This is a genomic window from Pseudomonas sp. URMO17WK12:I12 (genome assembly GCF_000514395.1).
In the GTDB taxonomy this organism is placed as follows: domain Bacteria; phylum Pseudomonadota; class Gammaproteobacteria; order Pseudomonadales; family Pseudomonadaceae; genus Aquipseudomonas; species Aquipseudomonas mucoides.
Genome location: NZ_AZVV01000019.1, coordinates 84,410 through 107,771, shown reverse-complemented (window position 1 = coordinate 107,771; position 23,362 = coordinate 84,410). Strand labels below are relative to the sequence as shown.

The 23,362-nt window shown below is 59.2% G+C and carries 24 protein-coding genes; 15 read left to right on the top strand and 9 right to left on the bottom strand.

Features of this window, described 5'->3' with window-relative positions:
• Positions 1-352 precede the first annotated feature (352 nt).
• Positions 353-901 carry an RNA polymerase factor sigma-70 gene (locus D882_RS0125015; protein WP_027925770.1) on the top strand — a complete coding sequence of 183 codons (549 nt, stop codon included), beginning with the start codon at positions 353-355 and terminating at the stop codon, positions 899-901.
• Between the two features lie 155 nt (positions 902-1,056).
• On the opposite strand, the gene D882_RS0125010 is transcribed toward D882_RS0125015, so the two are convergent.
• From D882_RS0125010 to D882_RS0125000, 3 genes are all read right to left on the bottom strand, one after another.
• Positions 1,057-2,070, bottom strand: coding sequence for a GNAT family N-acetyltransferase (locus D882_RS0125010; protein WP_027925769.1), 1,014 nt, complete (start codon positions 2,068-2,070; stop codon positions 1,057-1,059).
• A gap of 94 nt (positions 2,071-2,164) precedes the next feature.
• Positions 2,165-2,959: an ABC transporter substrate-binding protein gene (locus D882_RS0125005; protein ID WP_027925768.1), complete on the bottom strand. Its 795-nt coding sequence runs from the start codon at positions 2,957-2,959 to the stop codon at positions 2,165-2,167.
• A 92-nt stretch (positions 2,960-3,051) separates the two neighbouring features.
• Positions 3,052-3,678, bottom strand: coding sequence for a TetR/AcrR family transcriptional regulator (locus D882_RS0125000; protein ID WP_027925767.1), 627 nt, complete (start codon positions 3,676-3,678; stop codon positions 3,052-3,054).
• Between the two features lie 191 nt (positions 3,679-3,869).
• Here D882_RS0125000 and D882_RS0124995 point away from each other — a divergent pair, with 191 nt between their 5' ends.
• The 8 genes from D882_RS0124995 (at position 3,870) to D882_RS0124960 (ending at position 13,178) form a co-directional block, all read left to right on the top strand.
• Positions 3,870-5,660 (top strand): acyclic terpene utilization AtuA family protein, encoded by a 1,791-nt coding sequence (locus tag D882_RS0124995; protein WP_177327626.1) that lies wholly within the window; start codon positions 3,870-3,872, stop codon positions 5,658-5,660.
• Between the two features lie 12 nt (positions 5,661-5,672).
• Positions 5,673-6,542, top strand: coding sequence for an SDR family oxidoreductase (locus D882_RS0124990; RefSeq protein ID WP_027925765.1), 870 nt, complete (start codon positions 5,673-5,675; stop codon positions 6,540-6,542).
• Between the two features lie 3 nt (positions 6,543-6,545).
• Complete coding sequence (gene atuC / locus D882_RS0124985) at positions 6,546-8,162, top strand: geranyl-CoA carboxylase subunit beta (protein WP_027925764.1); 1,617 nt, start codon at positions 6,546-6,548, stop codon at positions 8,160-8,162.
• A 25-nt stretch (positions 8,163-8,187) separates the two neighbouring features.
• Positions 8,188-9,345 (top strand): citronellyl-CoA dehydrogenase, encoded by a 1,158-nt coding sequence (gene atuD, locus D882_RS0124980; RefSeq protein ID WP_027925763.1) that lies wholly within the window; start codon positions 8,188-8,190, stop codon positions 9,343-9,345.
• Positions 9,342-10,139 (top strand): enoyl-CoA hydratase/isomerase family protein, encoded by a 798-nt coding sequence (locus D882_RS0124975; RefSeq protein WP_027925762.1) that lies wholly within the window; start codon positions 9,342-9,344, stop codon positions 10,137-10,139. The genes atuD and D882_RS0124975 overlap by 4 nt, the downstream gene beginning before the upstream one ends.
• 109 nt (positions 10,140-10,248) lie before the next feature.
• Positions 10,249-12,210 carry an acetyl/propionyl/methylcrotonyl-CoA carboxylase subunit alpha gene (locus tag D882_RS0124970; protein WP_027925761.1) on the top strand — a complete coding sequence of 654 codons (1,962 nt, stop codon included), beginning with the start codon at positions 10,249-10,251 and terminating at the stop codon, positions 12,208-12,210.
• 71 nt (positions 12,211-12,281) lie between these two features.
• A complete protein-coding gene (locus tag D882_RS0124965) occupies positions 12,282-12,824 on the top strand; it encodes an exonuclease domain-containing protein (protein ID WP_027925760.1) in 543 nt (180 codons plus the stop codon).
• 69 nt (positions 12,825-12,893) lie between these two features.
• A complete protein-coding gene (locus D882_RS0124960) occupies positions 12,894-13,178 on the top strand; it encodes a pyrimidine/purine nucleoside phosphorylase (protein WP_007940055.1) in 285 nt (94 codons plus the stop codon).
• A 69-nt stretch (positions 13,179-13,247) separates the two neighbouring features.
• Here the strand turns inward: D882_RS0124960 and D882_RS0124955 are convergent, their stop codons facing one another.
• Positions 13,248-14,054: an MOSC domain-containing protein gene (locus tag D882_RS0124955; protein ID WP_027925759.1), complete on the bottom strand. Its 807-nt coding sequence runs from the start codon at positions 14,052-14,054 to the stop codon at positions 13,248-13,250.
• A 149-nt stretch (positions 14,055-14,203) separates the two neighbouring features.
• Positions 14,204-15,139, bottom strand: coding sequence for a chemotaxis protein CheV (locus D882_RS0124950; RefSeq protein WP_027925758.1), 936 nt, complete (start codon positions 15,137-15,139; stop codon positions 14,204-14,206).
• A gap of 462 nt (positions 15,140-15,601) precedes the next feature.
• Between D882_RS0124950 and D882_RS0124945 the strand changes: the two genes are divergently transcribed.
• The 3 genes from D882_RS0124945 (at position 15,602) to D882_RS0124935 (ending at position 18,038) form a co-directional block, all read left to right on the top strand.
• On the top strand, positions 15,602-16,072 hold the full coding sequence (locus D882_RS0124945; protein WP_027925757.1) for a hypothetical protein: 471 nt from the start codon (positions 15,602-15,604) through the stop codon (positions 16,070-16,072).
• A gap of 416 nt (positions 16,073-16,488) precedes the next feature.
• Positions 16,489-17,382 (top strand): sensor histidine kinase, encoded by an 894-nt coding sequence (locus tag D882_RS0124940; protein ID WP_027925756.1) that lies wholly within the window; start codon positions 16,489-16,491, stop codon positions 17,380-17,382.
• Positions 17,379-18,038 (top strand): response regulator transcription factor, encoded by a 660-nt coding sequence (locus D882_RS0124935; protein WP_027925755.1) that lies wholly within the window; start codon positions 17,379-17,381, stop codon positions 18,036-18,038. The genes D882_RS0124940 and D882_RS0124935 overlap by 4 nt, the downstream gene beginning before the upstream one ends.
• Here D882_RS0124935 and yegS read toward each other — a convergent pair.
• Positions 18,022-18,939, bottom strand: coding sequence for a lipid kinase YegS (gene yegS / locus D882_RS0124930; RefSeq protein WP_027925754.1), 918 nt, complete (start codon positions 18,937-18,939; stop codon positions 18,022-18,024). The genes D882_RS0124935 and yegS overlap by 17 nt on opposite strands.
• Before the next feature lie 319 nt (positions 18,940-19,258).
• On the opposite strand from yegS, the gene D882_RS0124925 reads away from it, so the two are divergent.
• Entirely contained in the window at positions 19,259-19,567 is a 309-nt protein-coding gene (locus tag D882_RS0124925; protein WP_027925753.1) for a hypothetical protein, read from the top strand.
• Between the two features lie 62 nt (positions 19,568-19,629).
• Here D882_RS0124925 and glp read toward each other — a convergent pair whose 3' ends face one another.
• Both glp and moaB read right to left on the bottom strand, forming a co-directional pair.
• Positions 19,630-20,817 carry a gephyrin-like molybdotransferase Glp gene (gene glp / locus D882_RS0124920; protein WP_177327625.1) on the bottom strand — a complete coding sequence of 396 codons (1,188 nt, stop codon included), beginning with the start codon at positions 20,815-20,817 and terminating at the stop codon, positions 19,630-19,632.
• Between the two features lie 22 nt (positions 20,818-20,839).
• Complete coding sequence (moaB, locus tag D882_RS0124915; RefSeq protein WP_027925751.1) at positions 20,840-21,379, bottom strand: molybdenum cofactor biosynthesis protein B; 540 nt, start codon at positions 21,377-21,379, stop codon at positions 20,840-20,842.
• An 81-nt stretch (positions 21,380-21,460) separates the two neighbouring features.
• Between moaB and mobA the strand changes: the two genes are divergently transcribed.
• A complete protein-coding gene (mobA, locus tag D882_RS0124910) occupies positions 21,461-22,060 on the top strand; it encodes a molybdenum cofactor guanylyltransferase MobA (protein WP_027925750.1) in 600 nt (199 codons plus the stop codon).
• A gap of 79 nt (positions 22,061-22,139) precedes the next feature.
• On the top strand, positions 22,140-22,361 hold the full coding sequence (locus D882_RS0124905; protein ID WP_027925749.1) for a YgdI/YgdR family lipoprotein: 222 nt from the start codon (positions 22,140-22,142) through the stop codon (positions 22,359-22,361).
• 67 nt (positions 22,362-22,428) lie between these two features.
• On the opposite strand, the gene D882_RS0124900 is transcribed toward D882_RS0124905, so the two are convergent.
• A complete protein-coding gene (locus D882_RS0124900) occupies positions 22,429-23,319 on the bottom strand; it encodes a pseudouridine synthase (protein WP_027925748.1) in 891 nt (296 codons plus the stop codon).
• Positions 23,320-23,362 lie beyond the last annotated feature (43 nt).

Below are 23,362 nucleotides of genomic sequence, written 5' to 3'. Positions count from 1 at the left end.
TGGAATCGGTTTTGTGACGTCACGCCCCATGGGAAGGCGTGCAGGACGCGGTCTTCGCCGACCGCGCAAGGCTTTGGGAATGCGGCTGTGGCCGGAATTTGCCCGGCGCCTTTCACCAATGAGAACGGATGACGTCTGCAAATAATTAGTCGACAGGCCGGATAGCCAGTGGGGATGGAGGGTGCAAGCGAGGACGTCGGCGTGCGGCAGTTCGCACTTTGCACCGACGAGGCGCATTACTTCTCTTTCTCAATTGACAATCATTATCATTCAGCCTAATTTGTCGCTCGACGTGTCGGGCGGCACGGGTTTCGTGCCGTCCCACCAACCTATTGGCAGCAGGGTGATTTCCATGACGGAACAAGTATCCACAAGCAGGTGCGATTCACCGCTACTTCAGGCCTTCGTCGACAATCGACTGATTCTGGTCAAGATTGCAGCCCGCATTACCGGTTGCCGGTCACGCGCCGAAGACGTAGTGCAGGATGCCTTTTTCCGGCTGCAATCCGCACCGGCGATCACCTCCTCGTTCAAGGCGCAGCTCAGCTACCTGTTCCAGATCGTGCGCAACCTGGCGATCGACCACTACCGCAAGCAGGCGCTGGAGCAGAAGTATTCCGGCCCTGAAGAGGAAGGTCTGAACGTGGTGATCCAAGGTGCTTCACCCGAAACCTCGCACATCAACTTCTCGACTCTTGAGCACATTGCCGATGCGCTGACGGAGCTGCCAAGCCGCACCCGCTACGCCTTTGAGATGTACCGCCTGCACGGGGTGCCGCAGAAGGACATCGCCAAGGAACTCGGCGTATCGCCGACCCTGGTGAACTTCATGATTCGTGATGCGCTGGTGCATTGCCGCAAGGTGTCGGGGAGTCGGGCGGATACTTTTGCTCGTCGTTAGGATCTGGATTCTGTGGTGCCCCCATCGCGAGCAGGCTCACTCCTACAATAGATCTCCAGTGTTCACGAATAGTGTGTTCACCATAGATCCAATGTAGGCGTGAGCCTGCTCGCGATGGCTGACTCAAGACCAGTACAGGTCTTGAGCCATAAACATCAAGTCAACCGGCACCGATCAAAAAACCGCTCCCGCCCCACCGCCATCAACGCCGCCCGCTTGTGCGGGAAGTCGAACTCTTTCTCGCAGTAAAAACCCTGCCCCTGCATGTGCCCGATCATCTTCGCGTTATCCGCGCGAGGCTCGGCCACCACCCGTTGCGTGCGCGGGTCGTCAAGAAACAGGTAATGCACCAGCGCCGATAACCAGCTCGCCACTTTGTGCGGCCCCCGGTGGTTTTCTTCACCCACCAGCATGTGGATGCCCCGGTCGTAATCATCGACGTCATAGAACGGCGCGATGCGATCTTCCCTGGCCCAATACGCTTCGAAGTAGGCAAACGGCTGATCATCGAAACAGCCGACCAGGGTGACCGTGTGCGGGTCCGCCGCCAGTTTTTCCAGGTAGTCGCGATGCTGTTCGAGACTGCCCTCCTCCTGCCAGAAACTCGCCACGCGCGGGCTGTTCTGCCAGCGATTGAAACGCTCCAGGTCCAATTCAATGTCTACCGTGCGCAGGGAAATCCAGGCACCGAGGCGCGCATCAAAACGCCGATAGACTTCGCCCCGCGGCTTCGGTGGGCGCAGCGGATGACGCTTGCCGTTGCTGATGACCCTATGCTGCGGATAACTGACGACCAGCGATTCACCCAGCCATGGCTGAGGTATTTGCCAGAACAGGGTGCGCAAACAGTGATATTGGCCGGCGATTTCGGTGGGAATCAGCAATCCGCTGAGCAGTACATCGGTGGGCACTTCATCGAGTTGCCAGGTCAGGCACTGGCAAGCGGGATCACGAGCAAACAGCCAATAACACGCCGCCCGGATGCCGTGTTCGAGCGGTTGGCCAAAATGCTCTTCCACTTGCACCTGTAACTCGGGCTCGCGGGTCAGGCGCAGCTGGATCAACGGCTGACCTTGCAGGCTGAGGTGCAGGCGGTTTTCGCTTTCATCCGCTACAAGCGGCCCTTCGGCAGGCAGGGCCAGGCCAGTCAGGTCATTCAAATCGGGCATGGGTCGGGCTCACGTTAGTCGTCGACAGTTCAACGATGTGACGTGAGCCGGGCCCGGAAATTTAAGACACGTGCGTAAATACTGTGGCGCGATATCAGTTTCGCGGTACCGGCACTACGGCGATTTTGTACGGATCAAAAATCTTCAGCATCTGGCCGTTGTCGCGCAACCCTTGCAGCAATTTGCCGAACGCTTCGCCAGTGATCGGCGCGGAGGGGCGGAGGATGGCGTAGTGGTGATAGACCTGATCGATGCGCTGGGACACCAGCAGTTGATCGCCGACCTTCTCATTACGCAGCAGGTAATCGCTCAGGTACGAGCGCGTCACCAAGGCAATGTCCGCCCGCCCGCGCAACACCATCAACAAGTTGCTGTCGTGGGAATAGGTCAGCGTCGCGTTGTAGTTTTGCGCGAGGAATTTCGGGTCGGCATTGAAATTGGCGAATTCGTAGTGATAGCCGCTGAACAGGGCCAGGCGCTTGCCGGTGAGGTCGACAAAATAGTTCTGCAGTCGTTCCGGCAGGCGTTGCGCGACGAAAATCTCGGCGTCTTCAAGCCCCATGTCAACGCTGGTGTGGGGAATGTCCTGCCAGCCCCAATCCGGGTTTTCGAAAATCGCCATGTCGACCCGGCCCTGCTTGAAATCACCGAAGCGCCGGGGAATGGAGGTGGGCACCAGGACAAACTGGTAATCGCTTTGCTCGCGATTCAACGCCTCGACCAGCTGAGGCAGCAGGCCGGTGTCGACACCGGTTTCCGGGCGAATGGTGTAGGGCGGAAAATGCGCCGCCCCCACTCGCACCAGTTGTGCAGCGTGGGACGGCAATACCCAGAGCGCCGCAAGCGACGCCAGCAAAAGCCGCGAAGCCGTCCTGATTGGCGAAGACATCAAAACAACCCACTCCCCAAAAAAATACGCATCAATGCATTCAAGCTAGGCGGTTTCGGCCACTTAGCCAGTTTCCTTAGATTGGCACAACCTTATTGTTTTTCTTCCAGCACGAGAATCAAGGCTTCCTCGGCCAATTGATCGAGGCTCATGCTGCCGTCAGCGCGAAACCAGGTGGTGGTCCACGACAATGCACCCGTCAGGAAACGCCGCGTGATGAACACATCGCCGCGAATGAAACCCGCCTCTTTGGCTTCGCCCAACACCTGCAGCCAGAGTTCTTCATAAATATCACGCAGTGCCAATACCTGCGCCTGCCCGTCTTCGGACAACGAGCGCCATTCATACACCAGCACCGCCATGGCTTCGCCGCTGCCACCCATGATCGACTGCAATTCACAACGAATCAGCGCCAGCACTCGCTCGCGGACGTTGCTGGACTCGGCCAGGGCCGCCCGCATCAACGCAGTGTTGTAGCGGATGGTCTCTTCCATCACGGCGCGAAGGATTTCGTCCTTGCTTTTGAAGTGATGAAAAATGCTGCCTGACTGGATGCCCACGGCGCCCGCCAGATCGCGCACCGTGGTGCGTTCATAACCTTTGTTGCGGAACAGGTGAGCCGCCACTTGCAGCAGTTTGCCGCGGGCGCTGTCCGGGTCGGTCAACTGGCCGTTGTCGACCAATTCGCGCATGACCCTCAGGGCTTTTTGCTCGTCCACCCGTTCTCTCCTACAGTCGATCAATCAAATACGCCGCTCGCCGCTGAAACAACGGGGGTTGCGCGGGCAATTTAAGCTGGCAACGACCACCAAGCAAGCGCTCGGGCAGAAGATATTTCAGGCGTTTACAAACCAAGCGCTTGCTTGGTAGTCTCGATGCACTTCACTGGGAGGTGGCTATGCAGTTGACTGTGCCTAAAACGATTCGCATCGGCTGCGCCAGCGCCTTCTGGGGCGACACCTCGACCGCTGCCGCGCAACTGGTGGAAGGTGGACGCCTGGACTACCTGGTCTTCGACTACCTGGCCGAAATAACCATGTCGATCATGGCCGGCGCACGGATGAAAGACCCGCAGGCCGGCTATGCGGGGGACTTCATCGAAGTCCTCAGCCCATTGCTGGGGCAACTTGCCGAACAGAAGATTCGTGTCATCAGCAACGCCGGCGGCGTCAATCCACTCGCCTGCGCCGCCGCCCTGCAAGCCGCCTGCGACAAGGCCGGTGTGGCGCTGAAAATCGCCGTGTTGCTGGGCGATGACCTGCAACCGCAATTCAAACAGCTGAGTAGCCTCGGCCTTCATGAAATGTTCAGCGGCGCGCCGTTACCGCCCCTGTGCGTATCGACCAACGCCTACCTCGGCGCGCCGGGCATCGTTGAAGCCTTGCGCCTGGGTGCGGACATCGTGATCACCGGGCGCGTGGTCGACAGCGCCGTGGTCAGCGCGGCACTGGTGCATGAATTCGGCTGGTCCTGGCACGACTACGACAAACTCGCCCAAGCGGCGCTGGCCGGCCACATCATCGAATGCGGCGCCCAGTGCACCGGCGGCAATTTCACCGACTGGCGCGAAGTGCCCGACTACGAACACATCGGCTTCCCTATCGTCGAGGTCAGCGCCGACAGCCAGTTCATCGTCAGCAAACCGGAAGGCTCCGGCGGCCTGGTCACGCCACTGACCGTCGGCGAGCAGATGCTTTATGAAATCGGCGATCCACGGGCTTACCTGCTGCCGGATGTGGTCTGCGATTTCACTCAGGTCAAACTTCAGCAACAGGGCAAAAACGCGGTTCAGGTGCATGGCGCGAAGGGCTTGCCGCCAACCGATCAGTACAAGGTCAGCGCGACGTACCCGGACGGTTTCCGCTGCACCGCCAGTTGCTTGATTGCAGGCATCGATGCGGTGGACAAGGCGCGACGGGTCAGCGAAGCGATCATCAACAAGACCTCGGATATTTTCCGCCAGCGCGGCTGGGCGCCCTACAGCGAAATGAACATCGAACTGCTCGGCAGCGAGGCCACCTACGGCCCCCACGGCCAGCGCACGGACAGCCGCGAAGTGGTGATCAAACTCGCTGTGCGTCACCCGAGCAAGCAGGCCTTGATCGTGTTCTCCCGGGAAATCGCCCAGGCTGCAACCGGCATGGCGCCGGGGCTGACCGGGATCGTCGGCGGGCGGCCAACGGTGTATCCGCTGATCCGGCTGTTCTCCTTCCTTATCGACAAAACCGCCTGCACGCTGGACATTGATTTCAACGGCCGGCGCCACCCCTGCGCGCTGCCCGCCGTCGATGTGCTCGACCCGGATGACTTGCCTGTCCCGTTCGACCCACCGCAGCCCAGCGACCGCGCCGACGCCAGCGTGGCCCTGATCAGACTCGCGGTCGCGCGCTCCGGCGACAAGGGCAATCACAGTAACATCGGCGTCATGGCCCGCGAGCCCGAGTACCTGCCGTGGATCGCCGAAGCGCTGACGCCGGAGGTCATGGTCGACTGGATGAGCCACGTCCTCGACCCCGTTCACGGGCGCGTGGAGCGCTGGTATTTGCCGGGCACCCACAGCCTGAATTTTCTACTGGAGAACGCCCTCGGCGGCGGTGGCGTGGCCAGCCTGCGGATCGACCCGCAAGGCAAGGCCTTCGCCCAGCAGCTGCTGGAAATCCAGATTCCGGTGCCGCAGCGCATCGCCGACCAGGTCAACTAGAGGACTGCCGCCATGGCTTACGATTCGATCTTCAAAACCGATCTGTTTGCGGGCCAAACCATTCTTGTCACCGGTGGCGGCAGCGGCATCGGCCGTTGCACCGCCCATGAACTGGCAGCGCTGGGCGCGCATGTGCTGCTGGTCGGGCGCAAGGCCGACAAGTTGAAAAGCGTTGCCGCCGAGATTGCCGAAGACGGCGGCAAGGCGGATTGGGCCGTGTGCGATATTCGCGAGGAAGATGCAGTCAAGCATCTGGTCAGCGAACTGATTCGCAAATACGGGCCGATCCACGGTCTGGTCAACAACGCCGGCGGGCAATTCCCGTCACCGTTGGCCTCAATCAATCAGAAAGGTTTCGAAACCGTGGTCCGCACCAATCTGGTCGGCGGTTTCCTGATGGCCCGGGAAGTGTTCAATCAATCCATGAGCAAGCATGGCGGCGCCATCGTCAACATGCTCGCCGACATGTGGGGCGGCATGCCCGGCATGGGCCATTCAGGCGCGGCGCGCGCGGGCATGGATAACCTGACCAAGACTGCCGCCTTCGAATGGGGTTACGCCGGGGTGCGGGTCAACGCGGTGGCGCCGGGGTGGGTCGCGTCCAGCGGCATGGACACTTACGAAGGCGCTTTCAAAGCGGTGATACCGACCTTGCGCGAACACGTGCCGCTGAAACGCATCGGCACCGAATCGGAAGTCTGCGCTGCAATTGTGTTCCTGCTCAGCCCGGCCGCGGCATTTGTCAGCGGCAGCACCTTGCGCATCGACGGTGGCGCCAGCCTCGGCGGGCGCGCGTGGCCGATCCACAAGGCTACGAACAGCGAGTCGTACAACGGTTTTCACCGCGCGTACTTACCTGACGTGCTCAAGGACAAGGAATAAGCCATGCCGGTGATTCAATCGCAAGTGGACCCGTTCAGCGCGCAGTTCGCCCAGAACCGCGACGCGATGCTGGCCGTGATCGAACACGTGCGCCAGCTCGAACAGAACCTGTTGAACAAGGCAGCCGAAGCCAAGCCGAAATTCGACAAGCGTGGCCAACTGCTGCCGCGTGAACGCCTCAACCTGCTGCTCGACCCCGGCGCGCCGTTCCTCGAACTGGCGAGCCTGGCGGGCTACAAGCTGCACGACGACAAGGACGGCAGCGCAGCCGGTGGTGGTTTGATCGCCGGGATCGGTTACGTGTCCGGCGTCCGCGTGCTCGTGGTGGCAAACAACAGTGCGATCAAGGGCGGGACCATTTCCCCCAGCGGACTGAAAAAGTCCCTGCGCCTGCAACAGATCGCCATGGAGAACAAACTGCCGGTGATCACCCTCGCCGAAAGCGGTGGCGCCAACCTGAATTACGCCGCGGACATTTTCGTCGAAGGCGCGCGCAGCTTTGCCAATCAGGCGCGGATGTCGGCCATGGGATTACCGCAGATTACCGTGGTGCATGGCTCGGCCACTGCGGGCGGCGCTTATCAGCCGGGATTGTCGGATTACGTGGTGGTCGTGCGCGGCAAGGCCAAGCTGTTTCTCGCCGGCCCGCCACTGCTGAAAGCGGCAACCGGGGAAGTCGCCACCGACGAAGAACTCGGCGGCGCCGAGATGCATGCGCAAACCGCTGGCACCGCCGAGTACCTGGCCGAGAACGATGCCGACGGCGTGCGCCAGGTGCGCGAGATCGTCGGCCTGTTGCCCTGGAACGATCAGTTGCCCTGGCGTCCGGTACATCGCTGGGAAGAACCGCTCTACCCCATCGACGAGCTGCTGGGCCTGATCCCGGACGACCCGAAAAAACCCTATGACGTGCGCGAGATCATCGCCCGTATCGCCGACGGTTCGAACTTCCTCGAATTCAAGGCTGAGTTTGATCAGCAGACCGTCTGCGGCCACCTGAAAATCCAGGGCCGTGCCTGCGGCGTCATCGGCAACAACGGCCCGATCACGCCCAAGGGTGCGAGCAAGGCCGCGCAGTTCATTCAGCTGTGCGACCAGAGCCAGACGCCGCTGCTGTTTTTCCACAACACCACCGGGTTCATGGTCGGCACCGAATCGGAACAGCAAGGCGTGATCAAACATGGCGCGAAGATGATTCAAGCAGTGGCAAATGCCCGGGTGCCAAAACTGACGATTGTCGTCGGCGGCTCTTATGGTGCCGGCAACTATGCGATGTGCGGGCGTGGCCTCGACCCGCGTTTCATCTTCGCCTGGCCCAACAGCCGCACGGCCGTGATGGGCGGTGCCCAGGCCGGCAAGGTGCTGCGGATTGTCACCGAAGCCAAACAGCTCAAGGACGGTCTGGTGCCGGACCCGAAAATGCTCGACATGCTGGAACAGGTCACCGCACAGAAACTCGACAGCCAGTCCACCGCCCTCTACGGCAGTGCCAACCTGTGGGACGACGGGCTGATCGATCCGCGGGACACGCGGACGTTGCTCGGTTACGTGCTGGATATCTGTCACGAGGCCGAGGTGCGGCCGCTGCAAACCAACAGTTTTGGCGTCGCCAGGTTCTAGACCGGCCTTTAGGAGAACAATAAAAATGATCTTCACCCAGGAACACGAAGCACTGCGCCGCACCGTGCGCCAGTTCGTCGATCACGAGATCAACCCCCACGTCGAGGAATGGGAAAAGGCCGGTCGTTTCCCCATCCATGAAATCTTCCGCAAAGCCGGTGACCTCGGCCTGCTGGGAATTTCCAAACCGGAAAAATTCGGTGGCATGGGGCTGGATTACAGCTATTCGATTGCCGCGGCCGAAGAGTTCGGCACCATCCATTGCGGCGGCATTCCGATGTCCATCGGCGTGCAGACCGACATGTGCACGCCCGCCCTCGCCCGCTTCGGCTCCGATGAATTGCGTGAAGAATTCCTGCGCCCGGCGATTACCGGCGAACAGGTCGGTTGCATCGGCGTTTCCGAAGTCGGTGCCGGCTCCGACGTCGCCGGGCTGAAAACCACTGCCCGCAAGGATGGCGACGATTACGTGATCAACGGCAGCAAGATGTGGATCACCAACTCGCCCAGCGCCGATTTCATCTGCCTGCTGGCCAACACCTCGGACGACAAACCGCACATCAACAAGTCGCTGATCATGGTGCCGATGAACACCCCCGGCATCAGCCTCAGCTCGCACCTGGACAAACTCGGCATGCGCAGCTCGGAAACCGCCCAGGTGTTTTTCGACAATGTGCGTGTGCCGCAACGCAACCGCATCGGCCATGAAGGCGCCGGGTTCATGATGCAAATGCTGCAATTCCAGGAGGAACGGCTGTTCGGCGCGGCGAACATGATCAAGGGCCTGGAGTATTGCGTCGACAGCACCATCGAGTACTGCAAGGAGCGCAAAACCTTCGGCAATGCGCTGATCGACAACCAGGTGATCCACTTCCGTCTGGCCGAGCTGCAAACCGAAATCGAATGCCTGCGGGCGCTGGTCTATCAGGCCACCGAGCAATACATCAAAGGCCAGGATGTCACTCGCCTGGCCTCCATGGCCAAGCTCAAGGCCGGGCGTCTGGGCCGTGAAGTCAGCGACAGTTGCCTGCAATATTGGGGCGGCATGGGTTTCATGTGGGACAACCCGGTGGCCCGCGCTTACCGCGATGTGCGGCTGGTGTCGATTGGCGGTGGCGCCGATGAAATCATGCTGGGGATCATCTGCAAACTCATGGGTATTCTGCCGGGGAAAAAGAAATGAGCACCCTGCCCGATTGCCAGACGCTGCTGTTGGAGTCGCATAACGGCGTGCTGCACATCACCCTCAATCGTCCGCAAAGCCGCAATGCGATGAGTCTGCACATGGTCGCCGAACTGCGCGCGGTCCTTGCGGCGGTGCGTGATGATCGTGCGGTTCGGGCCTTGGTGATTGGCGGTGCCGGCGGACATTTCTGTGCCGGTGGCGACATCAAGGACATGGCCAACGCACGCGCTCAAGGTTCGGACGCCTATCGCGAGTTGAACCGGGCCTTTGGCGCACTGCTGCAAGAGGTGCAACACGCGCCGCAAGTGGTGATTACGGTGCTGCAAGGCGCCGTGTTAGGCGGTGGCCTGGGGCTGGCGTGTGTCAGTGATGTCGCCCTGGCCGATCACCTGGCGCAGTTCGGATTACCGGAAACCAGCCTTGGCTTGCTGCCCGCGCAAATCGCCCCGTTTGTGGTCCAGCGCATCGGCCTGACCCAGACCCGGCGCCTGGCGCTGACCGCCGCGCGTTTCGACGGTACTCAGGCGCGGCGCATGGGCCTGGTGCACTTTGTCGAGCATGACGCGCAAGCGCTGGCCGAACGCCTCGATGAAGTCCTCGCCCATGTGCTGTGCTGCGCGCCGGGGGCGAATGCGACGACTAAAAAACTGTTGCTGGCGAGTGCCGGGCAACCGTCGGATGCACTGTTGGATGACGCGGCGCAGTGGTTTAGCGAAGCAGTGACGGGCGCAGAAGGCATCGAAGGGACGATGGCTTTTGTGCAAAAAAGAAAACCGGGGTGGGCCTCTTAAAAGCATCGCGAGCAGGCTCACTCCTACAGGGGAATGCATTCCAAATGTGGGAGCGGGTTTACTCGCGATGAGGCCATCACATTCACCGCACATATCAAGGAAAGCCTTCATGCCCGCACTCAAAAAAATCCTGATCGCCAACCGCGGTGAAATCGCCTGCCGCCTCCAGCGCACTGCCCAGGCGCTGGGCTATCGCACTGTCGCCATCTTCAGCGACGCCGACGCCGATGCCCTGCACGTACAAATGGCCGACGAAGCCGTCAACATCGGCGCGGCCCCGGTGCAGCAGTCTTACCTGAACATCCCGGCCATCATCGACGCGGCCCGGCGCACCCGTGCCGATGCGATCCACCCCGGCTACGGCTTCCTCTCGGAAAACGCTGGCTTCGCCCTTGCCTGCCGTGACGCGGGTATTACCTTCATCGGCCCCAGCCCCGAAGCCATTGAGCTGATGGGCAGCAAACGCCTGTCGAAAATCGCCATGATCGATGCCGGAGTGCCCTGCGTTAAAGGCTATCAAGGCGCCGAACAGGACGATGCAACCCTGAGTCGTGAAGCTGAACGCATCGGATACCCACTGATGATCAAAGCCAGTGCGGGCGGGGGCGGACGAGGCATGCGCCTGGTACAGGATGCCAGCCAGTTACTGGAACAACTGCGTACTGCACGCTCCGAAGCGCAGCATGGTTTCGGCAGCGACGAACTGATTCTCGAGCAAGCCTTGATCGACCCGCGCCACGTCGAGATTCAATTGTTCGGCGATCAGCACGGCAACCTGATCTACCTCGGCGAACGCGACTGTTCGATCCAGCGCCGCCATCAAAAAGTCATCGAAGAAGCGCCCTGCCCGGTGATGACCGGCGAGTTGCGTCAGGCCATGGGCGAGGCTGCGCTCAAGGCCGGCCGGGCGGTGAATTACGTCGGCGCCGGCACGGTGGAATTTCTGCTGGATGCACGCGGGCAGTTCTACTTTCTGGAGATGAACACCCGGCTGCAGGTGGAACATCCGGTGACCGAACTGATCACCGGGCTGGACCTCGTGGCCTGGCAACTGCTCGTCGCCGAAGGACAACCGCTGCCATTGCGACAGGAGCAGGTTCAGCTCAGCGGGCATGCCATGGAAGTACGTTTGTACGCCGAAGATCCCGCTCACGACTTTCTGCCGCAAACCGGTCAAGTCAAGGCGTGGGAGCCGGCGTTGCACAATGGTGTGCGGATCGATCATGGCCTGATTGAAGGCCAGGACATCAGTCCGTTCTATGACCCGATGCTGGGCAAAATCATCGCCCACGGTGCAACCCGGGAAGAGGCCCGACGCAAGTTGTTGCGGGCGGTGCAGGACAGCGTGCTGCTGGGCGTACAGAGCAATCAGCGCCTGCTTGCCAGTCTGCTGCAACACCCGCAATTCATCAGCGGCGAGTTCAACACCGGGTTCATCCCGACTTGCTTTGCTGACGATCCGTGCTTGCAGGCGCATGTCCCGAGCGCTGCGGAGCTGGCCATCGCTGCGGCGCTGTTCTATCAAGCGTCGGCACAGGCTCACGCGGCACCGCTGAAGGGCTGGCGCAACAATGCCAGCGTGCCCTTGCATTACCGCATCGGCCTGAATGACCAGGATTGGCCGGTGGAATTGAACGCCTCGCCTGACGGGGCGTTTCGGATTCAAGTCGCCGGGCAACTGCTCACATTGAAGATCATCCGTAGCGATGGGCGCTGGGCAATGCTGGAGATTGACGGTATCCACCAGCGTCATGCCTATCGACTCGAGGCCGGGCACCTGTGGTTGTTCGCGCGGCCCGGCAGTTTGAAACTGCTGGATCGGACCCAGGCGCTGGTCAGCAGTCAGGCCAGCGTCAGTTCCGGCACGCTCAAGGCACCGATGGACGGCGCCATCGTCGACGTACTGGTCAGTGAGGGCAGCACGGTCAGCAAAGGCCAGCTATTGGTGGTGCTCGAAGCCATGAAAATGGAGCATCCGCTCAAGTCGGGCATCGACGGCGTGCTCAAACGCTTGCAGGTTCAGGTCGGCGATCAGGTCAAAAATCGTCAGATTTTGTTGGAGGTCGAATAAGCCGCTAGGCGGATCCGCCGGGTTTGGCTACGCTCAAGCCCTATCAGGACGCGGATACCAGGAAACCTGCGATGCCTCACTGGCTGGTGATAGATCTGGAAGCCACCACCGATGAAGGTGGCTGGCCAGTTACGGAAATGGAAATCATCGAAATCGGTGCCACCCTGGTGGACCGCAAAGGTCGCGAACTGGACCACTTCCAGCGTTTCGTGCGGCCACAGCGGCGGCCCTTGCTGACACCGTTTTGCCGGGAGCTGACGCACATCACCCAAGGCAATATCGATACTGCGCAACTGCTGACCGAGGTCTGGCCGGCGTTCGAGCGTTGGCTGGGCCAGCATCATTCACGCCTGGAAGGTTGGGCGAGCTGGGGCGACTACGATCGCAAACAGTTGGTTCAGGAGTGGGAGCGCCTGCAACTCGACAGCGCCTTGAGCCGCGTGCCGCACATGAACCTCAAGCAGCGCTTTGCCAAGGCCAGGCGCCTGGAACGCCCGCTGGGGCTCAATGGCGCCCTGCAACTGGCAGGCATGCAGTTCACCGGACAGCAACACCGGGCACTGGAAGATGCGCGCAATACCGCTCGCTTATTACCGCTGATTCTCCCCTCCTAGAGAGGTGACGACGCTCAAGGCCTTGTGCATACTGGCCGGCCCTTTTTAGCCCTTTTCGAGGAATCGCCCATGTTTAAAGTCAACGAGTACTTCGACGGCACCGTCAAGTCGATCGCCTTTGGCACCGCTGAAGGTCCTGCGACTATTGGCGTCATGGCTCCGGGCGAATACGAATTCGGCACCAGCCAACGTGAAATCATGCACGTGGTCAGCGGCGCCCTGACCGTCAAACTGCCTGACAGCAGCGACTGGGAAACCTTCGCCGCCGGTAGCCAGTTCAACGTGCCCGCCAACAGCAAATTCCAGCTGAAAGTGGCCGTCGACACCGCTTACCTGTGTGAATACCGCGGCTAACCCCCGGGTTTTAATCGCGATAAAAAATGCCCGTGTCTTTGGACACGGGCATTTTTCATTCCGGGGCTTTTATTCGAGAATCGTCACCGGCATTCCGACTTCAAGACGACCATTGCTGTCGTTGACCAGATTCTGTCCAAACATCGCGCCGTCGGCCTCGGCACGGTATTTCTGCAACGTGGCCAGCGGTTCCCGGTCATCGCTGCGCTCACCGGTTTGCGGATCGATGGTGGTCAGAATGCACCGAGAGCAGGACTTGACCACCCGAAACTCGACATCGCCGATGCGAATACGCTTCCAGCTGTCTTCGGCATAGGCTTCGCTGCCCTCGATCACCAGGTTCGGTCGAAAACGCAGCATTTCCAGGGAACGTCCGACCTTTTGCGACAAATCTTCGAGGGACGCCTGCCCGATCAGTAACAATGGATAACCATCGGCGAACGCCACTTGATCATCGTCCTTGCCGTAACCGGCCTCGGTCATGCGCGCACGATCAAGGGGAACCTGCACCAGGCGTGTAGGCTTGCCGATGAACTCACTGACCCAGGCACCCGCCTCGTCACCGGCATCCGGCACGCGCAAGGTGTCGCGCCAGAGGGTGACGCCACGCAGTTCAGCGTTGCTGGAGGGCAAGGCGATGTCGATCGGCGAGCGGCCCGGGGCGCTGAGGGTCAAGCCGCCTTCGGCATTCCACAACGCCGACAACTGGCTCATGGACGGGACGGCGCGCTGGGTCAGGAAACGTCCGCTGGCCTCATCTACCAGCATCCAGCGTCGATCACCGTCCAGCCCCAGTTTGTCGAGGCCGACCTGTTGCAAGGTTTCACCCTTGCCGGATTTCAACGGATAACGGTAAAGCGCGCTCAGACGCAACATGGCCAGCTCCCTGATGGTCAAAAAAGGCCACCCTATACGAGCTTGGTCACCGAATCAAAGGCTGAAAACAGAGCACTGCCCCCTTGTAGGAGCGAGCCTGCTCCGGGCGGCTCGCTCCTACAGGGAAAGTGGCCAGTCCTTGATCGTGATCAGGCCGGGACTTCGTCGAGCATCAGACGCTGGCGCACCACGTCGACGAGTTTGTCCGGCTGGAATTTGGAGAGGAAGTTGTCGCAGCCGACTTTCTTCACCATCGAGTCGTTGAAGCTTCCCGACAGGGAGGTGTGCAGGACCACATAAAGGCCGCGCAGACGCGGGTCATTACGGATTTCGGTGGTCAGGCGATAGCCGTCCATTTCCGGCATTTCGGCGTCGGTGAACACCATCAACAGCTTGTCCGTCATGGACACGCCCGTGTCCGCCCAGGCCTTGAGCATGTTCAACGCCTTCAAGCCGTCGCTGGCAATGTGCATCTTCACACCCAACTGGCCCAGGGTGTCACGCAATTGCGACAGTGCGACATTGGAGTCGTCGACCAGCAGCACTTCACGGCCACGGGCGCGTTCGAGTACCGGATCGTCGAGTTTTTCGCGCGAGACTTTGGCGTTGTACGGCACGATTTCGGCCAGGACTTTCTCGACGTCGATGATTTCCACCAACTGGTCATCGACCTTGCTGATCGCCGTGAGGTAATGCTGGCGACCGGCGCTGGTCGGCGGCGGCAGAATGGCTTCCCAGTTCATGTTGACGATGCGATCCACACCGCCAACCAGGAATGCCTGCACCGAGCGGTTGTACTCGGTGACGATGATCGTGCTGGTCGGGCTCGGGATCAGCGGACGCATGCCGATGGCCTGGGACAGGTCGATCACCGGCAACGTCTGGCCGCGCAAATTGACCACGCCGCAGACGAATGGATGACGCTGTGGCATCAGGGTCAGCTTGGGCAGTTGCAGCACTTCCTGCACTTTAAAGACGTTGATCGCAAACAATTGCCGGCCAGCCAGGCGAAACATGAGAATTTCCAGGCGATTCTCACCCACCAGTTGCGTGCGTTGGTCTACCGTGTCGAGAATGCCGGCCATTAATGACTCCTGGGCTTGTTCTGATTAATTCACTTAAAGAGGGTTATCGGCTGTTATTGCCAAATCTTGACCCTGAGACAAAATGCCACGATCGAGCATTGATGTCACATTAACATCATGGTTTACTGCATCCGCGATTCATCTGCTTCATTCCCGACGGCGCGACCACGGTTTGCACGTTAGGTTCCCTCGTGTAAGGGATTCCCCTATTAACAATCAGGTCCAACCTGATATTCGCGATATCCAATAGCCATTAATGTGACGCCATTCTCATTGCATGAACGGAGTCAGGCTTTTGTGTGCGATCGCAGGTAAGTGGCCATCCACCCTCTCGAGTTCCCAAGCCTGCACTCAGGCCTGCAGGAGCGCGATCTCATGCCGGCATGGCAGCGTCGGGACGTTGGACGTCCTGGTCGACATACGCGACATCCCCTCATTTGACATGACGTTGTGGAGATAAGCATGCCGAAGAAACCCAAGCAGTGGGCTCAGCGTTTGCCAGAGTTTCTTGTCGAGGCGGAAACACTTCTGGCCAAGTCGGAGGAGTGCCTGAGCCATCTGCAGTTGATCAGCAATGACAAGGACGCAATCGATTGCATGCTCAGCAGCCTGCTCAAACTGGCAAGCCGGGCCGATGCCCTGGCGCTGGAAGCCGTGTCGGAGTTTTCCCTGCATATTCACGGTTTACTGAACCACGCCCACCCCCACATTGACCTGCACGAGCACGCCTTGGGCGCGTTGAAGGATTGCTTCACGCTGATGGCCTGGCAACTCGAACTCATCGATCAGACCACCGGGCAGCTCAGCCTGGATGACAGCGAACAGACCTCCCTGATCGAAGCCTTTGCGCTGCAGGTCGGACAGAGTCATTTTCAGTTACCGGTTAATTCCAAACCGTTTACGCTCGTTTCCTATTCGGAACGGCAGGCTTGAATGAGTCTGACAACTTAACCATGTGTGTTCTTATTGCCATGCAGCCGCTCTATAAATGAGTGGGCTCATGTCGCAATTGAATATTTCATGCCTTTGCGCGACAACTCGATATTAATCGTTACTCCCCTTCGTAAAACTTTTCCATAGTGGAACTCTCGTCCATCGCGTTATTGCCTGACGCTATGGGCATATATACCAAACGCGACCAACGGTATCTTAAGTGGTATTATGCCGCCCATTAGTTGACGCCAATTAATGGCAAAGTGGACTTCAGATCAGAGCAAGCCGCTAAAGGCTGTGGTTCCACCAGAGGAGCCCGCTCTGCTCAAGACGAGTCACTACAGCTTTTCAGACAGAGACCCGTCAGCCACTATGGCCGGTCTGCCCGCAGCGAACATTCATTGGCTCCATCCGCTATGTACGCCAGCCTCAAGTCAGTCACCTCATGGCCACCGTCCCAGAAAAACGCTCGACGGCTCACGCTATTGCTGTGCACCTGTTCGGCACTTGGCAGCCTGCTGGTCTTCGGTTTCTCCACCTCCCTTGCACTGAGCTTGTTGGCGTTCAATCTCGCGGCACTGGCCTGCGTCCGGGTCCAGGATCGCCTCTCGAGCCAGTCGATAAAATTTGAACCGCAAGAGCTGGCGGACCGCTTGTTGGAAGTACAGGAAAATGAACGTCATCGTCTGAGCAGAGAATTGCACGACGATATTGGCCAGTTGCTGACCGCCGCAAAACTGCAAAGTGAATGGCTCAAACGTCGGATGCCTGATGAAATGCAGGGCCAGTGTTCGGTGCTCTGCGACACGCTGGAAGAAACCCTGACCAAAGTTCGTGACGTCTCGGCCATCCTTAATCCCAGGCAATTGACGAGTCTCGGGCTGGAGGCCAGTCTGCGTGCGCATCTGCTCAAGACCCTGGCCAACACCTCGCTGCACTGGAGCCTGGAATGCCATCAACGGTTGACCGGCGTCCCGGAAGAAATGGCGGTGGCAGCCTTTCGAATCACCCAGGAAGCAGTGACCAATATTTTGCGCCACGCCGATGCAAAAAATCTTCTGGTCCGACTACAGCGCATGCCCCAAGGCCTGACACTATTGATCAGCGACGACGGCCAGGGTTTCGCACCCGCGGTTGATCCCGGTCGAGAGGGACAGCGGGGGATGGCCGGGATGCAGGAACGGATCGATCAGTTGGGCGGGACCCTGGCCGTGAGTAGCGTGCTGGGCAAAGGCACTCAAATCGAAGCACTTTTCCCCTGGGCGCCCCGTGCGCTCGAACGGGCCAGTACGAATAAGGTTTTGCATTGACTTGTAATTTACTTCTGGTGGATGACCACTCGCTGATCAGGGCTGGCGTACGCGCCCTGGTGTTGGACATTCCCGGCTATGCGGTAGTTGGCGAGGCCAATGACGGCTCGCAGCTGCTCGAAATGGTCGAGAAACTGTCCCCTGACATCGTCCTACTGGATATCTCCATGAAGGAGACCAGCGGTCTTGAAGCCTTGCAGCGACTCAAGCGGGTACGCCCGCAAAGCAAGGTACTGATTCTGTCGATGCACACCGATCCCGCGCTCATCATGCAAGCGCTGGAGTCCGGTGCTCATGGCTATTTACTCAAGGACACCACGGCCACCGAGCTGGAACATGCGCTGGATGCCCTGCGCAACAACGAACGCTACCTCAGCCCTGCCATCGCCCACACGGTCATCAATCAGGCGCTGATCCGGAACCAGAAGCAGCAGCCGGAAACGCAAGAATCACATAACCTGACAGCCCGGCAACTGGAAATCCTGCGACTGATTGTTCGCGGAAAATCCACCCGGGAAATCGCCAATGGCCTGAGCCTCAGTATCAAGACGGTTGAAACCCACCGCTCGCAGATCATGAAGCGCCTGCAGATCTACGATGTCGCCGGCCTTGTCCTGTTTGCCGTACGCGAGCAAATCATCAGCCTGGACGATTAGCTGACTGCAATGTACTCAACAGGGGTGAATTTTCCGGCAAATGCACGCGCAACGCTGCGGCACGCGCCGTAAAGCGCAGGTTGTCGCCCTCCAGAGGTTCGCCATCAAGGTTGATGTGCAGACCTTCCGAGACCTTGATCTCGACCCAGGGCAAACGAGCGCGCACGAACATGTTATCGATGCCAAAGCCATCGGCCAGCAGGTTTTTCAACGTACCGACCACTTCCTGCGGTGCCGGTAAAATACTGATATCCAGCAGACCATCGTCAGCCAGCGCCTCCGGACATAGCACATGCCCGCCTCCCGCCTGCCGACCATTGCCGATACCGAGCGCCAATAGCTCGCCGCTCCAATGAAAGTCCGGCCCCTGCAACTCGCCATAAGCCGCATGCAACTCGCTGAAGCGTGATAAGCCGGTAAACAGATACGCTGCGCCGCCGAGGACTTTTTTCAGGTCTTCTGACGTATTGGCCGTGACCTGACTGCCGAAACCGCCCGTGGCCATGTTCAGAAAGACCTGGCCTCCTACTTCCCCCAGATCGATAGCGTGTGGCGCAACCTCCAGAAGATCCAGTGCCAGCGCCGGTGCTAAAGGCACGCCAGCCGCGCGAGCAAAATCATTGGCCGTACCCAATGGCATCAAGACCAGGCTGGCCTGATTCGGGTGCGCCGCCAGGGCCTCGGCAATATCGCGTAACGTGCCGTCGCCGCCGCCGGCAATCAGTTGCGTATAGCCTGCGCTCAACGCTTCTTCCACCCAGCGCTGCGCGTCCCCCGCTTCCCAGGTCAACCGCACGGCCAGTGTCCACCCTTGCTTGCGCTTGCCTTCGACAGCCGCGCGGACCTCCTCGTTGAGTGCCTGCTTGCCATGCAGAATCAACAGCGCCTTGCGCTCACTCATTGTCGTAGCTCCTGATTGGAATTCATTCAGGAGATGTTGACCTCACTGCCCCCTATAAAGGTCGCACGACGTTGAGATTTTTCGAGGCATGCTGGTTTGCGGTCCTACAGGTTGGGATATTTTCTTACGATATATGAGGAATCGGCTTAATTGACCCGCCGGGGCGAATGGTTCACCTTGGTTTCGGCGGCTATACGTCATCAAAAGCAACCACACAGGGATGTGCAGGCAATGAGTAGACACTCACCAAAGGTTACAAAAGCAAATTATATAAGCTTCGGCTATTCAAAGGGCATAGATGCAAGGAGCGTCTTTCTCCATGCAAACCCATGACATCAAGTTGCCGCTCCCTCCGGTAAAGCCGTTCTCGGAAAATCGCACCAATCATCAGGCTGAATTCAACAACAACGCAAAACCCGCTGCAGGAGTTGACATGGAACCTCGCGTCATTGAACTGGAAACTCATCTGAAATACATCCGAAGAGACATGGATGAAGTGCGCAATGACGTCAAATCCATCAAACACAGACTTGCCTATTCGGCAGGCGGGGCAGCGGTCGTCCTCGGCCTGTTGGGTTGGGTTGCCAACAGCCGCTTTGATCAGGTCGTGACACTTCTGGTTCGTTAAGCGTCAGCCATGCACGCAAGACCCGGCGCTTTACCGGGCTTGCGGCAACTGAGCCCTACGCGTCAGTTCAGAACTTCGCTCAGAGGAATGAACACTACATATTCACCCTCGATCAACGTGCGATCTTCCAACACTTCAACCAGGCCATCGGCCCAGGCGGCACTGCGAAGTACGCCGGAGCTCTGATTCTTGTAAATGATCGCCCGACCATTCTCCAGGCGACCACGCAAGTATTCCCGTCGATTGCCCGCCTTTGGCCAGACAAACCCGGCCGGCACCTGGAACTTCAATGGCTCGACCTCTTTTACACCCTGACGGCGCAGAAGATAGGGCTTTGCCAATAACGCAAAAGTGACCAATGTCGACGCCGGGTTGCCGGGCAAACCAATCACGGGCACACCGCGATAATGCCCGAAAGTCAGCGGCTTACCCGGTTTGATGGCGAGCTTCCATAGCGTCAACTCGCCCGCTTCGCGCAAGGCCATGCCGAGGAAATCGGCTTCGCCAACCGACACTCCGCCAGTTGAGAGGATCAGATCAACCTCGTTCAACTCAGCCAGGCGAACACGAGTGCTCTCCAGATCATCTGGAAGAATACCGGCATCGATGACTTCACAACCCAGGCGTTGCAACCAACTGCACAGCAACACGCGATTGCTGTTGTAGATTTGTCCTGGGCCCAGGGCCTGGCCCGGTTCAACCAATTCATCTCCGGTAGAGAGAACCGCAACACGGACCTTGCGAACAACATCGAGCTCAGCGCAACCCAGCGATGCCGCCAAACCCTGTTCGATTGATCCAAGGCGCGTACCGGCCGGCAAAACAAGCTCGCCCACCGTTGTCTCCTGACCTTGTGGCCGGATGTTCTGACCGGGGGTCATGGGCTCGATGAAACGGACTCGATCATCCGCCTGAACCTCGGCATTTTCCTGCATCTCGACACAGTCGGCACCTGCTGGCACCGGCGCACCGGTAAAGATGCGGGCACAGGTGCCGGGTTGCAGCGGTTCGGGCGCCTGACCTGCAAAGATCTTCTGACTGACCACCAACGGTTCACCCGTCCAGTCAGCGGCCCGCAGGGCGTAGCCATCCATGGCGCTGTTTGGCCAAGGTGGCAGATCAAGGGTTGAAACCAGGTCATCGGCGAGCACGCGCCCCTGAACTAGCGCCACAGGCAAACGCTCACGCTCGCGGATGGGCGAGGCCTCTGCCATTTCCAGCAAGCGCGCCAACGCCACCTCGACCGGCATCAGGCTGCCGGTTTTACCTGGCTTACCCACGGGATTCACAGGGTTGCGCCTGCTTCAAGTGAGCGACGAAATTGCAGGGACGATGCCGGGAATCCAGCTGTTCGGCGAGAATCCCATCCCAGCCAGTGCGCACGGCATTGGTTGAACCGGGCAAGCAGCAGACCAGCGTACCGTTGGCCAAACCGGCCAGCGCCCGGGACTGGACGGTCGAGGTACCAATGTCCGCAACGGAAATCTGCCGGAACAGCTCACCAAACCCATCTACCTGCTTGTCCAACAGGCAACTCACCGCTTCTGGCGTGCTGTCACGCCCCGTGAACCCGGTACCGCCAGTGATCAGAACCACCTGCACCACCTCATCGGCAATCCAGTTGGCGACTTGCGCGCGGATTTTGTAGAGATCATCTTTAAGCAGAACCCGAGCGGCCAGGTTGTGGCCGGCGGCGCTCAAGCGGTCGACAAAAACCTGACCTGACGTATCGGTTTCCAGGGTTCGAGTATCACTGACAGTCAGCACCGCAATGTTAAGCGGCGCGAAAGGTACATCAGCCTTGGCTTTCATAGGCTCGTCCAGTTGTAGGAAAAACAGCTCGGTGTTATATCACAGCGCTTCACTTTTTCAGCGCCCCCATGGAGACCCGCCATGACCTCGAACCCGGCATTGCCACCCTGCTCCATTCTGCTCCTGGCAGGTGGCCGCGGCCAACGCATGGGCGGTCAGGACAAGGGTTTGCTGGAATGGCACGGCGCGCCGCTGATCGCGCACCTGCATCGCAAGACCCGCGACCTGAGCAATGACCTGATCATCTCGTGCAACAGGAACCTGGACAAATACGCGCCCTACGCTGATCAGTTGGTCCATGACGACGAAGGCGATTTTCCCGGTCCCCTCGCCGGGATTCGCGCCGGCCTCAAGGCTGCCCGTCATCCTTATTTGTTGGTCTTACCGTGCGACGTGCCCCGCATCGACGATGCCCTGCTCCTCAGCATGCGCGAAATGGCCAGCCAGCATCCGGACAAACCGCTGATGCTGCGCCAGGGTGCACATTGGGAACCGTTGCTGTGCGTTATCCCTGTCGCTCTCTGCGCCGCGTTCGACACGGCATGGAATGAAGGTGAACGCAGCCCTGGACGCATCATGCGTAAACTGGAGGCAACCGCCCTGCAATGCGCAGACAACGACCCTCGACTGGCCAACCTGAACACCCCGGAATTGCTAAGCGCGCATACCGTGTCAGAATGACACTAGCCAAGGAACTTGCGTGCGTTGTGTACGTCTACAAGCTCAGTAACCAAAAGAATTCTTATTCGGAGATACACTCATGACCCATCGGACCCTCGCCACTCTCATGCTCGCAGCAGGCCTCGCGACCTTGGCGGGCTGCGCATCGCCGACAGTGATCACCTTGAATGATGGCCGCGAAATCCAGGCAGTCGACTCGCCAAAGTACGATGAAAAATCGGGCTTCTACGAATTCGAACAGCTGGATGGCAAGGAAACCCGCATCAACAAGGATCAGGTTCGTACCGTTAAAGAGTTGTAATCTTTACTGCACCGGCCAGATAAGACAAAGCCCGCTTGACGCGGGCTTTTTCGTGGCCGGGATTTTTTCACCACTGCAAGATGAGGGTGCTTTCAAACGCTCTTTCCTGGCCGGTGACCGGATCCACAAACCGCAATCCCTGCGCGAGCAGTTTCAGCGGATTGGCATAATCATCTTCAACGTCCTTGAGCACCTGCGGGTAAAACGGGTCGTTACAGATACTGGCGCCCAGCGCAGTCATGTGCACCCGTAATTGATGTTTCTTGCCCGTCACCGGGTAAAGCGCATACCGCCAGAGATCTCCGTTCTTTTCCCGAACCTCGACCGCTGTCTCGGTATTGCTGATACCCGGACCTTCCTGCATGCGGAAAAACGGCTCGCCATCGATGAGCCGGCTTTTATGCACCAATGGAAAGGTCAGATCAGGCAATGCAGGGGCGATTGCCTCGTAGTACTTTTCAATCTGCCGTGTCGGAAACAACGATTGATACGCAGAGCGGCTCTTCGGGTTGGCGGAAAACAGCACAAGCCCCGCGGTGTGCCGGTCAATACGATGCAACGGCACCAGGTGTGGGTTGTCCAGACGACGGATCAATCTCCTCAGCAACGTTTGTTCAACGTACTCGCCTGCCGGAGTCACCGGCAAAAAATGCGGTTTGTCAGCGACCACCAAATGCTCATCGGCATAGAGGATCGACTCGACCACCGGGATCGGCTTTTCGTCCGCAACCTCACGAAAATAATGAATCCGCAGCCCTTCCTTGTACGGCAGATCGAATGCAATCGGCATTCCGTGCCCGTCGAGCACGCGACCGCGGGCCACCCTGTCCAGCCATTGTTCGCGACCGATAGCGCTGAAATGCTCGCACAGGCAATCGATAACGGTCAGCCACGAACCCGGCGGCAAGTAGAGTGTGCTGGCCTGGCTGTGTGCGGCAGAAAAAGATGAAGTGGACATACGAAAGCTCTAACCCTCAATACAGGGCAGCATTATCCAACAG

What these genes read in the sequence shown, in the direction of transcription:
- D882_RS0125015 (WP_027925770.1), top strand. Translation starts at nt 353, where the DNA reads ATGACGGAACAAGTATCCACAAGCAGGTGCGATTCACCGCTACTTCAG.
- D882_RS0125010 (WP_027925769.1), bottom strand. Translation starts at nt 2,070, where the DNA reads ATGCCCGATTTGAATGACCTGACTGGCCTGGCCCTGCCTGCCGAAGGG.
- D882_RS0125005 (WP_027925768.1), bottom strand. Translation starts at nt 2,959, where the DNA reads ATGTCTTCGCCAATCAGGACGGCTTCGCGGCTTTTGCTGGCGTCGCTT.
- D882_RS0124990 (WP_027925765.1), top strand. Translation starts at nt 5,673, where the DNA reads ATGGCTTACGATTCGATCTTCAAAACCGATCTGTTTGCGGGCCAAACC.
- atuC (WP_027925764.1), top strand. Translation starts at nt 6,546, where the DNA reads ATGCCGGTGATTCAATCGCAAGTGGACCCGTTCAGCGCGCAGTTCGCC.
- atuD (WP_027925763.1), top strand. Translation starts at nt 8,188, where the DNA reads ATGATCTTCACCCAGGAACACGAAGCACTGCGCCGCACCGTGCGCCAG.
- D882_RS0124975 (WP_027925762.1), top strand. Translation starts at nt 9,342, where the DNA reads ATGAGCACCCTGCCCGATTGCCAGACGCTGCTGTTGGAGTCGCATAAC.
- D882_RS0124970 (WP_027925761.1), top strand. Translation starts at nt 10,249, where the DNA reads ATGCCCGCACTCAAAAAAATCCTGATCGCCAACCGCGGTGAAATCGCC.
- D882_RS0124965 (WP_027925760.1), top strand. Translation starts at nt 12,282, where the DNA reads ATGCCTCACTGGCTGGTGATAGATCTGGAAGCCACCACCGATGAAGGT.
- D882_RS0124960 (WP_007940055.1), top strand. Translation starts at nt 12,894, where the DNA reads ATGTTTAAAGTCAACGAGTACTTCGACGGCACCGTCAAGTCGATCGCC.
- D882_RS0124955 (WP_027925759.1), bottom strand. Translation starts at nt 14,054, where the DNA reads ATGTTGCGTCTGAGCGCGCTTTACCGTTATCCGTTGAAATCCGGCAAG.
- D882_RS0124950 (WP_027925758.1), bottom strand. Translation starts at nt 15,139, where the DNA reads ATGGCCGGCATTCTCGACACGGTAGACCAACGCACGCAACTGGTGGGT.
- D882_RS0124945 (WP_027925757.1), top strand. Translation starts at nt 15,602, where the DNA reads ATGCCGAAGAAACCCAAGCAGTGGGCTCAGCGTTTGCCAGAGTTTCTT.
- D882_RS0124940 (WP_027925756.1), top strand. Translation starts at nt 16,489, where the DNA reads ATGTACGCCAGCCTCAAGTCAGTCACCTCATGGCCACCGTCCCAGAAA.
- yegS (WP_027925754.1), bottom strand. Translation starts at nt 18,939, where the DNA reads ATGAGTGAGCGCAAGGCGCTGTTGATTCTGCATGGCAAGCAGGCACTC.
- D882_RS0124925 (WP_027925753.1), top strand. Translation starts at nt 19,259, where the DNA reads ATGCAAACCCATGACATCAAGTTGCCGCTCCCTCCGGTAAAGCCGTTC.
- glp (WP_177327625.1), bottom strand. Translation starts at nt 20,817, where the DNA reads ATGCCGGTCGAGGTGGCGTTGGCGCGCTTGCTGGAAATGGCAGAGGCC.
- moaB (WP_027925751.1), bottom strand. Translation starts at nt 21,379, where the DNA reads ATGAAAGCCAAGGCTGATGTACCTTTCGCGCCGCTTAACATTGCGGTG.
- mobA (WP_027925750.1), top strand. Translation starts at nt 21,461, where the DNA reads ATGACCTCGAACCCGGCATTGCCACCCTGCTCCATTCTGCTCCTGGCA.
- D882_RS0124905 (WP_027925749.1), top strand. Translation starts at nt 22,140, where the DNA reads ATGACCCATCGGACCCTCGCCACTCTCATGCTCGCAGCAGGCCTCGCG.
- D882_RS0124900 (WP_027925748.1), bottom strand. Translation starts at nt 23,319, where the DNA reads ATGTCCACTTCATCTTTTTCTGCCGCACACAGCCAGGCCAGCACACTC.